Genomic DNA, 14,956 nt, shown 5'->3' on the forward strand with positions numbered 1-14,956 from the left:
TTGCTACAACAGCCCTCCAAAACCTTTGCCAAAACGGTAAGTCAGGCTAAATTCGTAAGTATTATTGTTAAAAGTTCGTGTAAGCGGCTCACTGCTGGCAGCAAATTGATACCCAAAGCCAATATTCAAATTCTTGATGAACAAGCTAGCCAAAGCCGCAATTTCGCCCGCTGTTCCAATATTTGCGCCCAAACCAAAGGTTTTCTTCACATAAACCATTGCCGAAACATCTGCTTGTATGTCTAGGTTTTTGGCATAGCTCACCAAGGTTGCGGGCTTTAAATCAAAATCTGTCCCCAAAGAAAAAACCGCCCCTGCCGTGAAATGATACAAAGTACTGGCATCGTAATTCAGCGAGCTGGAGCCTAAGCCCAGTTTCGAAAAAGTTAAACGGGGAACTGAAAGTCCGGCATAAAATTTATCGGGACGATAATACATGGCACTTGCGGTAAGCATGCCTTCGGTTTCCCTTAAATCATTGCTAAATAAAGGGTCTGATGAAGACAGTTGCGAAAAATTACCGTTATAATAGCTCACCCCGGCCCCCAACGAAACTGCCAAATAATCCTTTCCTGAAAGCTGTACCTGCTTGCCCACAAAAGCCAAGGCTTCGCCCAATTTCTCTACAGAAACGTTTTCATGCCTGATGTTTAAGCCTACCCTTAGATCTGATTTTCCAATGGGCATACTGGCGGCCAAACGGTAAGCCGTAGGCGCCCCTTCTAAATCAACCCATTGATAGCGCCCAATTAAACTTACTTGTGCATCTTTATACAGAAAACTTCCCGCAGTATTCACCGGGATTACGGTGTTACCGTATTGATTATAGTTGGTATTTTGTTGGGCCTTAACGGCTAATTGAACAAAACAAAAGCCCAGTATCGTAAAAATATATCTAATCTTCATTTTCTTAGTTTTGAAATTGACGGCATTAGTTTTTAAGGAATAGATAGCCCTTTTTTTGTACCCATTGGCCATTTTGCTTATACTCGATGGAATAATAATAGGTTCCATCGGGCAGCTTGTCGCCGCCGTTACTTTTTCCGTTGAAAACAATATTTTCGTTGTTGTAACCTTTCTGTTCGTAAACTTTTACTCCACCCCTATTTATGATTTTCACCTGGTTTTCGGGATAAGCTTTGATGCCTTCAATCACAAACACATCGTTAATACCATCGCCATTGGGCGATAAAGCCTGGGCAACCAATATTTGCGAATTTCCCGCCGTATGAATTAGCACTTCCCTTTCTATACTTGTTGCTGGCAAATAAAATTCGTTACCGGCTTGTGACGCTGTGATCTTGATTTTGCCCAGGCCTTTCACCAGCAGCTTTTGATCGGCGGTAATCAGCCCCACACCAGGTTCGCTGGCCGAAAAATTAACAGGAAGCCCCGATGAACTTGTTGCCGCCAAAGTAACCACTCCGGCATATCGGCTAATAGGCGTAGGCTGATCAAAAGTGATCGTTTGGGAAGCTTTACCAATGGTAAAACTAATTTCTACGGGGGTAGCGGCATTATAATCAGCATTGCCTGCTTGGGTGGCTTTAATGGTGGCCAAGCCTGTATTGATAATGGTTACGGTTGAACCACTGATGGTAATATTATTGGTTACGGCCTCATAAGCAACCGGTAGGCCTGAACTGGCCGTTGCGTTTAGGGCAAATGGCGCTTCTCCATAAACCTTGTCGCTAATGGCAGGAAAGGTAATGTACTGCCTTGGATCATTCCATTTGGCGTACAAGGTGGTATTTCCTGTTACCACATCTGAGGCAAAATTCCATGGGGTGGTTAAGGTGGCTTCTTTGTACCATCCTCCAAAAACCACATCGGTTTTGGTGGGTTCCGTTGGTGCGGCAAACGTGCTATTGTAATTCACTTGCACCGGGCTTACCGCTGTACCGCCATTACTTTCAAAACCAACCGTGTAAGTAATGGGGTTCCACTTGGCATAAAGCGTTGTAGGAGCAGTAACTACATCGGCAGCAAAGTTCCAAGGTGTGCTAAGTGTTACGTCCTTATACCATCCGCCAAAGGTATAACCGGTACGAGCTGGATTGGCAGGTTGGGCAATAGTTTGGTTGGGATTGGCATAAATCTCGGGCACTGCCGACCCTCCGTTGGTATTAAAGGTTACAAACAAGGGCAATATCGACTCGTCGTACACATTAATATCATCAAAATATATCTGCAGGATATTGGTAGTAGTGATATTGGAGTGGAAACCAACTCTAAATTGATTGAGGGGTACCGCAGGGCCAAAAGCTGCCTGGTTGCTGTACACCTTGGTGGTTCCTACCCATAAATCCCATTTATCGTTCTCCAAACTTACAAAGGAAGCATCTGGCGCCTGATATACGATTGGATTATCAGAATTATTCACCACAAAGGTGATTTGCTGTTCGCCGGAAAACAATTGCGTTGACGACTCGGGCGCCTTGGTTTGCCCGTTTAAAGCCGACATGATGTTGACCGAAAACGAATTGCCCGAAATGGAAAACCCGAATTTACTATGCGCATTACCGGCAGTAGCAATGTTGTCGGGCAAATTGGCACTGTTTTCAAATCCGTTTCCGATAAAGAAATGACCTTGATTGGTAATGGCGGTTGATGGATTAACCGCATTGGCGACCTCAAATTTAAATTTCACAATGGCCACTTTTGGCGTAGTGGCAAAATTCACATTTCTTACCGCCTGTGCCGAGCCTGTTCCGTTTTTGTTAATTTTTAGTCTTCCATTATCGATCACAAATGGCGAAGAACCAAATGCACTGAAGAAGGTAAATTGCCCTGAGTTTGGCGTAGTTGCATTTACATAGCTCGATGCGGTATTAGCACTGCTAAAGTTTTGTGAAAAAACCTGCGCAAAGCTGTTGCCTGTTCCCGCACACAACAACCATGACAATAAGTATGCTATTTTCTTCATCTGTAAGCGTTTTTTAGGGTTCAACATTGATTTCAATTTGTTTCACCACTTCTTTACGGCCGTAAACACTGCTATTGGCCACTACAAAAGTTGCGGTATATTTTCCTGCAGTTTTATACACATATTGATAGGAAGCTGACTCGGGATCGGATACCACCTTGATTGGGTTGGGTTTGTCGAGCCCTAGATTTACCTGTGCCGATTTGTACAACGGTGCGCTAACGGCCCATCCTTCCTTAAAGGTATCGTTGGCAAATGTGCCTGACCATAAGATGCGTGTGGAGTTGATATTTGGTGCGGGAGATACGGTTACATGATCAAAACCCTCGCCTAAAACCAATTTAAAAGCGCAATCTACAAAATCGTACACTACCCCAGATAAGCTGGGATCCTGGGTAACTACGCCTTGTATCTTAAATTCGGCTACCTGGAATTGGGTGCGTTGGGAATTGGCCTGAGTGGTAAAAAACCAAGCGAAATAAATGGGCTTACCATCGGCAGGAAACAAATTAGAGATCTCGAGATCACCTGAATTAGAAAACGTTGCACTGGTACCTACAATGGGCGGTATGGTAAACTGATCGCTAATATCGATCCAAGTAGCAGCTCTTATAGATTCCCTATCATACTGTCCATTAAAATCTGTGGAGTATTTAAGACGGGCACAATCAGTGTTGTTTCCCGCATATTTTGCAGATCTGAAATTTAGGACATTGTTGGACTGGTAAATTCTTTCTTTGTTGTGGAACGCATAATCCATTCCTGTTTCGCCCGAATAGAAAGAAATGAAATCGGCATTGCCATCAAAATTAAAAACAACTACTTCCCCAGCCTTTACGGTGTTTTTGACCACGTTGATCTTCAGTGTAGGCTCTTGCACCTGATACTCTTTAGCGCATCCAAGGGCTAAGAAAGCCAAAAACATTCCTAATTTGTACTTAAAAATCTTCATATCCTTAAACATTTACCAGCCTACATTTTGTGTAAGCTTTCTATTTACGCCCATTTCATAGGTTGGAATTGGCCATACCACGTCGCGAGGCATGGCATTTCCATAATACGATCTGGCACTTACCAGATAGGAAGAAGTACCAGCAGGCACCTGTCCCAATACGAATTTCATGTTGTTATAAAAATCGCCCCAGCGCACTAAATCACTTTTTCTTAAAGCTTCAAAGCACAGTTCTCTAGCTCTTTCCTCCTTAATTTCGGCTTTGAAATCATCGTATAGCAGATTGTTCACATCTACCTGCGCATTTGGTGTGTTAACGGGTAAGCCCGCTCCCCTGCGCCTTACTTGGTTAATTGCTTCATTTGCTTCGGCATTTGGCCCATTTAAGGATTCGTTGATTCCTTCGGCGTACATCAGCAGCACGTCTGAATAGCGCAATATGGGGAAGTTTTGCGGCGTGCTGGTGGTACTTTTAGGCAACAATACTTCGCTTTCCCGTCTAAATTTGCCGCAATAACGTTGAAATGGTGTTCCGCCGGTATAAAACGTTTTTACGCGGGGTGTGCCGGTGTAGTAATAATTAGCAATAGCCCAATCTCTCCTTACGTCAGTGCTTTCATACACTTCATACAGCCAGGCACTTGGCCTAATGGCGCCAATGGAATAACCGATATTGGTGTCGTCGGCCGGATAGTTGATGCCGTTGTTACGACCTACCATGCCGCCGGTATTGGTATAGATACCTGTACCATTTCCCCAAAAATCTACTTCAAAAATGCTTTCCTTGGTATCGAATTTATCGGTGGCCAAATTCACAAAAACCTGCTGATAGGAAGCATTTAAATCGTGCTGACCGGTTTCCATTACTTTTTTGGCCCAATTCGCTGCTTCAGCATACCTGGCAGTTTCGTTTAATGGTTGTCCGGCCATGTATAGACAGGTTCTTGCCAAGATGCCCCAAGCGGCAGATTTGGTAGCTATAGTACCTGCCGCTACCTGCGTAATGGGCTTTAGCAAATCGGCTGCGGCATTTAAATCATTTAAAACCACCTGATAAACATCTTTTAGAGACGAACGTGGAATTTGCAGATCTTCTGTTTTGGCAGAGCGTGTGGCCTTCAGTTGCACGGGTACGCCACCAAACCTGGTAGCTAACATCAAATAGTAGTAGCCCCTTAAAAACAAGGCCTGGCCTTTGATGTGGTTTCTTTCTGCCAAAGCAATGTCAATGGTTGGGTCATCAACGCTTTCCAAAAGCAAATTGGCCCTATTGATGCCCCTGTACACCGAGCGGTAATAGCCTAATATTTTCGAGTCGCTGGCAAATACGGTGTAATCGCCTACGGTGGCCAGATCCGATCCGTACGATTCGTAGCCTTCATCGGTTTCCAGGCCCAGGCGTCCCAACATGTTTCCGCCATATAGGGTTCCATCGGCCAGTATGGCGTAAGCGCCCCTTAATGCCGCGTTCAACTGTTCTTCCGTTTTATAATAATCATCGGCTACAATGATATATTCCTCTGGTTTTACGTCCAATATCTTATTACAAGATAGGCTAAGCATCAATCCGAAAAGTAGGGATAATCTGTTTATCGTTTTCATGTGTTATCTTGTTAAAAAATTACCTTGAGTCCAAAAGTAGTGATCCTGTTTCTGGCGTATGCCGAATAGTCGAAACCAGGTGTAAGGATAGAGTTACGGGTAGACACTTCGGGGTCCATTCCGGTGTAGTCTGTCCAAGTGAATAAGTTTTGACCCGATACATAGAGCTGCAAAGCGGTAAGTGATTTGATCATTTTTTTAGGGAAACTATAGCTTAATTGTACGGTTTTCAACCTTAGGAAAGAGCCATCTTCTAAAGTACGGGTCGAATAAACGCCCCTAGGGCCGGCGCCATCAATACCGTAATAGGTATTGTTTTGGTTTTGTGGGGTCCAACGGTTGTTGTAGCTGGCAAACTGGTTAAGGTTTGGCCTGTTTGCTGGATTACCCTCGAGCATTAATCTATTGGCGTTCATGATATCATTTCCGTAGCTCCACTGAAAAAATACATTGAGACTAAAGTTTTTGTAGTTAAAGTTATTGTTAAAACCTCCGATGTGCTTTGGCAAGCCCCTGCCAATGATAACCATATCTTTTTCATTTACTACGCCATCACCGTTCTGGTCTACATATTTAATGTCGCCGGGCTTAATGGTGGCACGGTCGTTCCCATTGGTGGGCACGGTTGCTTTTAAGGTGTAACTGCCATCAGCTCTCTTGTCAAAATCTGAATATTGATAATTTCCGGCCCATACTACCCCATAAAAAGAGCCTACGGGCTTGCCAACCTGTGCAAAATAAAGGGGCGTACCATTGTAATCTCCGGTAAACGAAACATTGGTCAACATGCTCGATTCGCCATCGGCCAAGGCCAATACTTTATTCCTGTTGAAAGAGATATTGAAATCACTTGACCAAGAAAAGTTTTTGGTTTTGATGTTTACCGTATTCAGGGTAAACTCCAAACCCGTGTTCTGTATTTTACCAATATTCCTGACCACGGTATTGAAACCAGAGCTTAAGGGTGCATTGGCGTTCAGCAACAAATCACTGGTTACTTTTTTATAAGCATCAACCGTTAGGCTTATCCTATTTTTAAACATAGAAAGTTCATAACCGATATCTAACTGTGAAGTGCGCTCCCACTTCAGCTCGCGGTTGCCCAAGCTGTTGATTACCATGGCATATTTTGGGGTTTCGCCGTTAAAGGAATAGTAGTCGCCGGCATCCAATGACATGTAAGGCGCAAAATCGTTGATACGGTTATTTCCGGTTACCCCATAACTGATCCTTAATTTTGAATCAGATACAAAGTTCAGCTTACGCATAAAGTTTTCTTTTCCCAATTGCCACGCAAAAGCGGCAGAGGGGAAATAGGCCCATCTATTTTCTGGAGCAAACTTAGAAGACCCATCGGTCCTGATTGAGGCGGTAAACAAATATTTAGATTTATAGTTATAGTTTATTCGGCTTAAAAACGAAACCAAGGTATTTACGCCGGCAGACGAAGTTACGGAATTAGGAATACCTAACTGCAAAGCTCTTAATCCGAGCTCTTCGTTAGGGATGTTGATGGCTACAAAACCATAATTATTTACGTTGGTTCCCTGAGCTGTTGCCCCTAATAACACATCAAACTGATGATCTTTATTGATGCGCTTTTTATAGGTCAAGATGTTTTCGTTCATCCAATCGTTCAGGGTAATTTCACCAAAGGAGCCATTTACTCCCAACAGGTTATTGGGCGTAGCAAAACCCCGGTAGGTTTTTGAGTTGTTAAAGCTTTCGTTTCTGGTGATGCGGGTGTTATACCCTCCGCGGATGTTCAGCTTAAAGTCTTTCCAAAAATCGTAGGTAATTCCGGCATTAATGTTCAAGGTGGTTCTACCCTGCTGGCGGATTTCGTTTTTGGTAGACACGATAGGGTTCATGACCAGAACCGTTGCCGAACTCACGTCATCATCAAATAAATCTTCAAAAAGATCCACATCGCCTGTGTTTAGCGGCCTGTAGCCCCAAACCCGGTACATCAAATAGGTTGCATAGGCATTGGCACTTGAGGCCTGGCTGGCTACAGTTTGGCCGTAGTTTTTATCGTAAGCATAATTGATGTTTAAAGAAGCCTTTAATTTAGCGTTGATGCTTTGGTCAATTGACGCACGCATTTGTTTGCGGTTTAAACCAGATTTGATGATTACCCCGTCCTGATCTACAAAATTAGCGGAGAAGGCGTACTTGGTTTGTGCGCTGCCGCCACGGAGCGACAAGCTGTGGTTATGGGCCAAAGCATTTCTGAAAAGGTGGTCCTGCCAGTCAATCTGATCGGCATTCCGATAATCTTCCAAGGTAAATCCAGGCTTGGTTAAGTACATTTCGGTCATGTTTACCGGGTCTCTATCCAATTGATAGCGCACAAAATCATAGGGTGTCATCATATCCATTTTTTGGGTAGCTTCGTGATAGCCTACAAATGCGTTGTATGAAACCTGGGGCTTTCCTATTTTTCCTTTTTTGGTTTCCAGAATGATTACACCGTTTGCACCTCTGGTACCATAAATCGCTGTAGCCGAGGCGTCTTTGAGCACGCTGATGGATTCGATATCATCAGGGTTGATGGAACTTGCGTTAAAATCTTCGATAGGAAAGCCATCTACCACATAAAGCGGTGCATTACTTTGGGTAATGGAGTTTCCCCCTCGGATCACAATATTGATATCGTCACCGGGCTGCCCCGAATTGGACGACACCTGCACCCCTGCAATACGCCCTGCCAAAGCCTCTTCAAAGGAGGTTACCGGCGCTTTGGTCATTTCCTCAATTTTTACCTGCCCTACCGAGCCGGTAATATCTTGCTTATTTACTTGTCCGTAACCAATAATTACCACTTCTTGCAGTGCTTTTGGATCCTGCTTTAGCTTGATGGGTTTATTGCCCAGGTTTTTAGCCAATATTTCTCGTTGCAGATAGCCAACCATGGTAAACACAATCGTTTCGTTATCGCGGGCACGTAGCGAGAATTTACCGTCTTTATCAGAGGCTACCCCACGTTTGGTATCTTCTTTAACCCGCACGTAAACGCCTACTAAGGTTTCGCCTTCGTCGTCGGTAATGGTTCCGCTAAATAGCTTTAAATCCTGTTGCGCATAGGCACTGCCGAAACAGCACAATAATAACAACAAAAGCTTCGTAGTTTTTAAAAGGTACTGCATTATCGCTTCTATTTAAAATTCATATCTGTCTATTGCCAATCCATGTTTCGGGACAAAAAAAGCTTGCGCCGAAATGAATTAACTCATTTGGTTATTAAAATTTACTGGAGAGATCGTTGTGTTTTGCTGCTGGTTTGCCTAAAGCAATAGTTGGACGTTCATACCCATTAATTTATCTTCAGTTTATTGGTTGTTTGTTTAGTTTGCCAAGGAGATTTTAGTGTCTCATGGTTGTTTGGTTACATATTTGGTTTTTCAACATGATAAAGATAGCTGATTACTTTACACCAATAATTGTGATTATTAGCTATTTGTTGTAGCATATTATCATATCGCAACAACTCGTTATCTCATGTTAAAAGCATAGGTATTTGCTATTACAACAATAAAACAAAAGTTTGCAAAATACAATAGCGTTAAAAAGTATTTGTGGCTATTTGGCAACATATTTGATAAATCATCTTGGCTTGCGATAAACACAGCTCCAAAAGTTCCATATGCTGTGGCTACGACAAGGGCGTTAAAAAAACAACGCCAATCCGCATGGAACTATATTCTTGGCCACGGCCTGCCTATTCCCGATTATTCTTTAACAGGGTGGTTGCTAACTTTACTATTTCCAGGAAAGGTCTTTCCTGTCGTAAAACATAAAGGTGCCATACTCCGTACCTACCACCAGGTTTAGTGTTTTGCCATCGCCACCGATGTAAGCCGTAGTAGGGGCACACTCATGTGCGCCCAAAAGAATATCGTTTCCTTTAAACTTCATCATCTTTGGAAATTCATACAGGGGTTCGGCATCTGTACCTGCATTACGCATAAAAAGTACGGCTGCGCCTTCGCCTTTCTTTTTACGGAAATAAGGCAGGCCATTTACTGGATTCGGAATTGCAGCTCCCCTGCCCGTTCCAATGAGCAAGTCTTTTACTCCATCGCCGTCCCAATCTACAATTTGGGTTTTGGCACGGCCTACCTGCCCGCCTTTACGCCTGTGACCATTGATAAAAGTGCCGTCTGTTAATTTGAGTTTACCTCCATCGCTTACATTATAGGCATCGATTTTATAATAGAGATGAAACTGATTATCAGAATCGAGAATGATATAGGCATCTTTCCCGGCCATGCTGCCCACACCTGGAATAGAGCGCCAACCACCGTGCACATTTAATCCTTTATAGAAAAGTGGCTTTTCCACATCCAGTTCGGGCTTGGTTTTGGTGCCAATATTGAGGTACACCATAAACTTCCCCCTACTGTCGCCCGTAAGGATATCCGGTAAACCATCGCCGTTCCAATCGTAAACCACAGGACAAACATAGCCCCAACGAGCTTCGTGCGGTCCTTGAATATCTTCGCGGTAGCCCGGCTGTACATGAATATCAAAACCACCAGCTTTTAGCGCCACTGGATCTTGATATGCTGGTTTTTGATTGCTCCCCGTATTTTTGAAGAACAGAATATTGCCCGCCGAATTTCCAGAAACCAGATCTATTAAGCCATCGCCATCCCAATCGGCTAAACTAGGCACCACCAATGAACCACCGTACAACAAAGGATTTTCTTGCTTAACACTGATGGCATCGCCAAAAACCAAATTGCCTTGTTTGTCCTTTTGTTTGGTGTTTGGATAATAAACAATTCCTCCTTCTCCAGAAATGAAAACGCCTTCGGTTTTACCTTCTATTTTAAAATAAGCGGGAAAGGCATTTACCGTTGGACTACGCCGCAGGATGTGCTTTTGATCAACCACATACTGGTGAGGGAACAGTTGTTCGCCATTTACCCGGTAAGCATGTATATTGCCCATACGTGTGCCGCAAAGCACATATTGTTCTTTATCGCTAAATTGGAAGCTGGTATAGCCACTAATTCCAAAGTAAGTTTGATCTAACTCGGTTAATGGCTTTGCTTCCAGTTTGCTGAGGTTCTCCAAATTGTCTGCTACAGCGCCGTAAATTCCCACTTCTGTCAGCGCATTTGGCCAATATCCCTCAGGGGTATAATAGGCACTGTCTACGGCAATTTTCACGTAGTCTTTGCCTGGCTTTGGTACCGTAAATAGAAATAGATATTTTCCCTGTAAGGTCCTGATTACGCCGTAGGTTGACATGCCCCAAGGCAAACCATTAATGGTAATGTTGCCTAAGCCTTCGAAACTGTTGCTTTTTGAATTGAAGGTAGCTTTTTTGAGAAGTTTACCTCCAAAGCGCCAGAAACCAAAAATCATTTTATCGGGGTTTTGGAAGATAATGGCTTTATTTTCGCCCGTATCTTCAAAAGGTAGGCCCAGCTTAATCCCCTGTGAAAAAACAGGCGCTCCTTTTTCGGTAAGTTTCTTGAAATGGTAAAGGTAGGTTCCTGGCGCCCTAATATCCGATTGCACAAACAGATCTGGGAAATCATCATCGTTTACTTTAGCGGTTCCCATCACCATTCCGGTTAACGAAGGTGCTGCAAAATTGCCAATACCGCTAGCAGATCCGTTTTTGATAGGCTGACCACTTACCAGAAAATCGCTTTGCGCCCTAACCGCAATGCTGCTTAGGCTTAATGCCAGGAAAAAAATACTACGTTTTATCATTACTATTGCTTAATGAACTTACTGCTGATGATTTGCTGCCCTTCTACCCACAAACTGGCTAAATATACTCCCTTATTTAAAAATACCGGCAGGGTTAAACGTTCTTCGCCGCCCACCAATTTAATTTTTTGGTGCCACATTTTTCTGCCTACCATATCATGAATTTCGATGATTGCGTTGCCACTTATGGAAGAAGTAAAGATATTGACCACCTCTTGCTGTGCTGGGGCATTAACCTGAAAATGGTGCTCGCTCATTTTAACAGTTACGGCAATAGGTGTTGAGCGCTTACTATTTCCATTAAAATCTACTTGCCTTAACTGATAATAGTTTAAACCTAATGCAGGGTTATTGTCGGTATATCTATATTCGCTTTTTTGCGAAGTGCTACCTTGGCCACTTAACTGCCCCAATGTGGCAAATTGCCCTCCATTAATGCTGCGCAGGACTTCAAAATGGGAATTATCCTTTTCTGCCGAGGTTGACCATTGCAGTTGCACCACGTTTTTATTGGCCTTTCCAAAGAAACGAAGATCATTTACGGGCATCACTTGCTCATCGTCAACCACTGTTCCGGTAAAGGTTAATACCGTTCGGCCAGCTGTACTATTTTCGCCCTTGCCGAAACCAAAGCCTCTTTCTGAATCGGTACTTCCGGCATCAGCGCCCCAAGCATAAATCCTAAGGTAAACATTGGCCGTACCACTCAAATTCTTCAATGCGTTAATGTGCTTTAGGCTAATTTCCGGTTGGTCTTCACCCTGTGCATCTGTTAAACCCATGCTCTGGTTGCCGGTGTTAATTTCCTGATAGTTGATATTATCCAAACTGTAATACCATTTATAGTTTTTCACGGATTTGGCATTGGAAGTCCTGAGCCTTGCTTTGATACTGCTCAAACTTACCTGTTTGGCGGTGTTTAAATGGAGTGCCGCCTGAAAATAAGCGCCAGTGCTTTGTGCAGTGGCAAAATTAGCACCCGCAGCAAAAGTGGCGACATAAGATAGTGTTGAATTGTTGACATACGGAGCACCTGCACCTCTGCTCAAGGTTGCTTGTTGCACATCTGGATGGATGATATTGGCGTTAATTGCCGAGTTTTTTGCAGCCAGATCATAATTCCAATTGGCCAAATCAACGCCATTATACGTGGCACTACCGCTCACGGATAAACTTGGTGTGGTGTCTCCGGTGCCATATCTCCCGATGCCCAATCCACCGGCACTGGTGGTAGCTCCCCAGCCATAAATCCTAAAGGTTACGGTTTTGGTGTCGTCTAAATGCTGTAGTTCTGCAATGGCAGATAAATCAACGGTAGGCTGTAAATCACCTTCGGTGTCACCGGCAAGGATATTTGTACTTTGGGTAATTTCCTTGAAATTGACGCCATCAAGGCTGTAGTACCAACTAACCATGGCTGGCCCGTTCCCATTTTTACGAATTTTGGCGTTAAGCGTAGCCAAGGAGACCTCCACATCAATTTTTGGCTTTATCGTAAAGGTGTAGTAATCATTATTGGCAATGGCCGTGGCCTTTGAGTTGGCAGAAGAACCTGCCGTTCCATAGGCGCTTACGGTAGAATAATATCCTCTTGCCAAGCTCAAGGCGGTTAATCCTGCTCCCCTTGAGAGTACAGAAGTATTTAGGTAGCTATGATTGGTTGTGGCGTTTAAACTGCCCGCTACCACTCCCGAAACCGTGCTGAACTGCCAGGCTAACAAAGTGGGCGCCGCTGGCGGGATGGCCTTTACCTCTCCCCCTACCACCAAACTGGGAGTGTTGTCTCCTGATGGATATCGCCCGAGGGCAAAACCACCGCTTGAAGTAGTTGCTCCCCAAAAATAGATACGGAAAGTTGCTTTTTGCGGCGCAGCTAGATTTTGTAATGATGCCAATCCACCTACATGAATAGTTGATTGCACCACTCCTTCGCTATTATTATCCGTAAATGGAATGTTGTAATCGCCTATTTCTGTAAAGTTGGTTCCATCGGTACTATAGGCCCATTTATAATACACTGCACCGGCAGCGTTTCTTCGCAGTTTTGCATCGATACTGTGTATAGCGGCCATATAGCCCGATTTAGGCGAAACTTCAAATTCCAGGTATTGGTTATTGCTGATGGCCGTGGCCAACGAGCTGGCCGGAGAGGGTGCTGTGGAATTAAAAGACCGCAATAAGCCGTTGGTATTGGTTAAGCCCGCTCCACGGCTTAACGTAGAAACATTTAGGTTGGTATTGGTAAAAGTTGAAGTACTGGTGGCTTGGTTCCCGGCAGCGTCGGGATTACTGAACTTCCACGACAGAATCGCTGTAGATTGGGTTTGTGGCAATAAATCGGCGGGCGAATCGCTCAATTGTTTTGTTCTGAAGTTGCTGATGCGGTGAAAAGTAATCAGGTTGGCATTATGGTAACGCTCGCCATACCAGGCCGTACGACTAACGGCTACAATATCATTACCCTGAAACTGCCAATCGGCGTATTGAAAACCAAACACATCCCAGGTTTTTACCGGATAACCCTCATTCCATTTTATGATGTCATATTTGTGGTCCCAGGTGACCAAATCGGAAGAAGAATAAAGCGCCAAAACATTTCGTTGATGCGATGGCAAATTATAGGTTTCCCAAGTATCGGTAAACACGCTGATTTTACTGACAATGGTCCAGTACTTACCTGAAGTAGCATCGTAGCGAATGGTAAATTTAGATTCTGAACCTGGGAAATGGGCATATTCGGCAGCCGTATTGCCAAACGAAACCGTGCTACCATCAGCACTTACCGAAATCTTCGCCGCCACCTCGTAACGTTGCAAGCCCGTAGCTCCGCCAGTAGTGATCGGCATTCCACCACCCACGGCCTGCCAAGTTTCCAAGCGCATAAAATCTACGACATCGCCCGTTGGTGTAACGACAATATTTCCCTCAAACCAATTAGGACGTTTGGCGTTGAGCCAGCTTTCCTCAAACCTGAGAATATTAGATTTTGTCCAGTTGGAAGCATCCAATAAATCTGCATTGGCGGGTGCCGAAAGCACGAAAGCGTGAAAATCTCTTTCATTATCCGGATCAGGGCTTTCCTCATAAGCTCTCCAAATTCGACCATTATGTACCACTACCGGCACAGGTCCCGTATGGTATCGTCCGCTCAGCAATAAGCCCGAGGTGTTGTCTACCGCTCGTGTCCAGCTGTAGCCGCCATCCAACGACTTATAAATCACCACATCTCCAAAGGATTTTGCAGTTCCCATTAAGTAAAGCGCACTGTTGTGCACAAATAAAGTAGCCCAATGACAGTTGGGTACTTGTGTGGTAAGGCTCCAGGTTAGGCCGTTATCTGTAGAACGATAAATAGAACTTACGGTACCGGTATAATCATGAGAAACCACATAACTTCCATCGGGCAATACCGCAATACTTGGCGAGGCATAGCTGCGTGAAAGTGGATTAGGGCTTTGGGCAATTACGGTACCTGGAAAGGTGGTTTGCGCTTCGGCAAAAAAGACAATATTTAACAAAGAAACAAAAAGGCAAATGACCACGCATTTGATAGTGCTGATCTTCTTCATACGGTTAAGCTAATTTATTTGGATAGTTTACCCAAAATTAAGCTTCATGAGGCCGCGTAAAGTCCAACTTGTTAGCTAATTAGTGTAGGATGTTAGCGTTTGCAATAACAAACTGATATATGCTAAAACGAATCAATATATGAATACAAGTAAAGCTGGCGAAGAGGTTATAGGAAA

At 44.0% G+C, this 14,956-nt stretch carries 7 protein-coding genes; all 7 read right to left on the bottom strand.

The genetic code is table 11. From position 1 onward, the window contains the following. Positions 1–3: 3 nt before the first annotated feature. Positions 4–906 (bottom strand): PorP/SprF family type IX secretion system membrane protein, encoded by a 903-nt coding sequence (locus DUT71_RS08910; RefSeq protein WP_162795996.1) that lies wholly within the window; start codon positions 904–906, stop codon positions 4–6. Positions 907–931: 25 nt separating this feature from the next. Then, positions 932–2,926 (bottom strand): InlB B-repeat-containing protein, encoded by a 1,995-nt coding sequence (locus DUT71_RS08915; RefSeq protein ID WP_162795997.1) that lies wholly within the window; start codon positions 2,924–2,926, stop codon positions 932–934. Between the two features lie 13 nt (positions 2,927–2,939). Next, the gene (locus DUT71_RS08920) at positions 2,940–3,878 is read right to left on the bottom strand and encodes a DUF5017 domain-containing protein (RefSeq protein WP_162795998.1); all 939 of its coding nucleotides are present in this window, start codon (positions 3,876–3,878) and stop codon (positions 2,940–2,942) included. A 12-nt stretch (positions 3,879–3,890) separates the two neighbouring features. Next, a complete protein-coding gene (locus DUT71_RS08925) occupies positions 3,891–5,480 on the bottom strand; it encodes a RagB/SusD family nutrient uptake outer membrane protein (RefSeq protein ID WP_113662199.1) in 1,590 nt (529 codons plus the stop codon). Positions 5,481–5,491: 11 nt separating this feature from the next. Further along, on the bottom strand, positions 5,492–8,629 hold the full coding sequence (locus tag DUT71_RS08930) for a SusC/RagA family TonB-linked outer membrane protein (protein WP_113662200.1): 3,138 nt from the start codon (positions 8,627–8,629) through the stop codon (positions 5,492–5,494). Between the two features lie 613 nt (positions 8,630–9,242). Next, positions 9,243–11,210: an FG-GAP repeat domain-containing protein gene (locus tag DUT71_RS08935; protein WP_205313893.1), complete on the bottom strand. Its 1,968-nt coding sequence runs from the start codon at positions 11,208–11,210 to the stop codon at positions 9,243–9,245. Between the two features lie 2 nt (positions 11,211–11,212). Further along, on the bottom strand, positions 11,213–14,779 hold the full coding sequence (locus DUT71_RS08940) for a T9SS type A sorting domain-containing protein (protein WP_113662201.1): 3,567 nt from the start codon (positions 14,777–14,779) through the stop codon (positions 11,213–11,215). Positions 14,780–14,956 lie beyond the last annotated feature (177 nt).

It is taken from the genome of Pedobacter nanyangensis, assembly GCF_003313505.1.
In the GTDB taxonomy this organism is placed as follows: domain Bacteria; phylum Bacteroidota; class Bacteroidia; order Sphingobacteriales; family Sphingobacteriaceae; genus Pedobacter; species Pedobacter nanyangensis.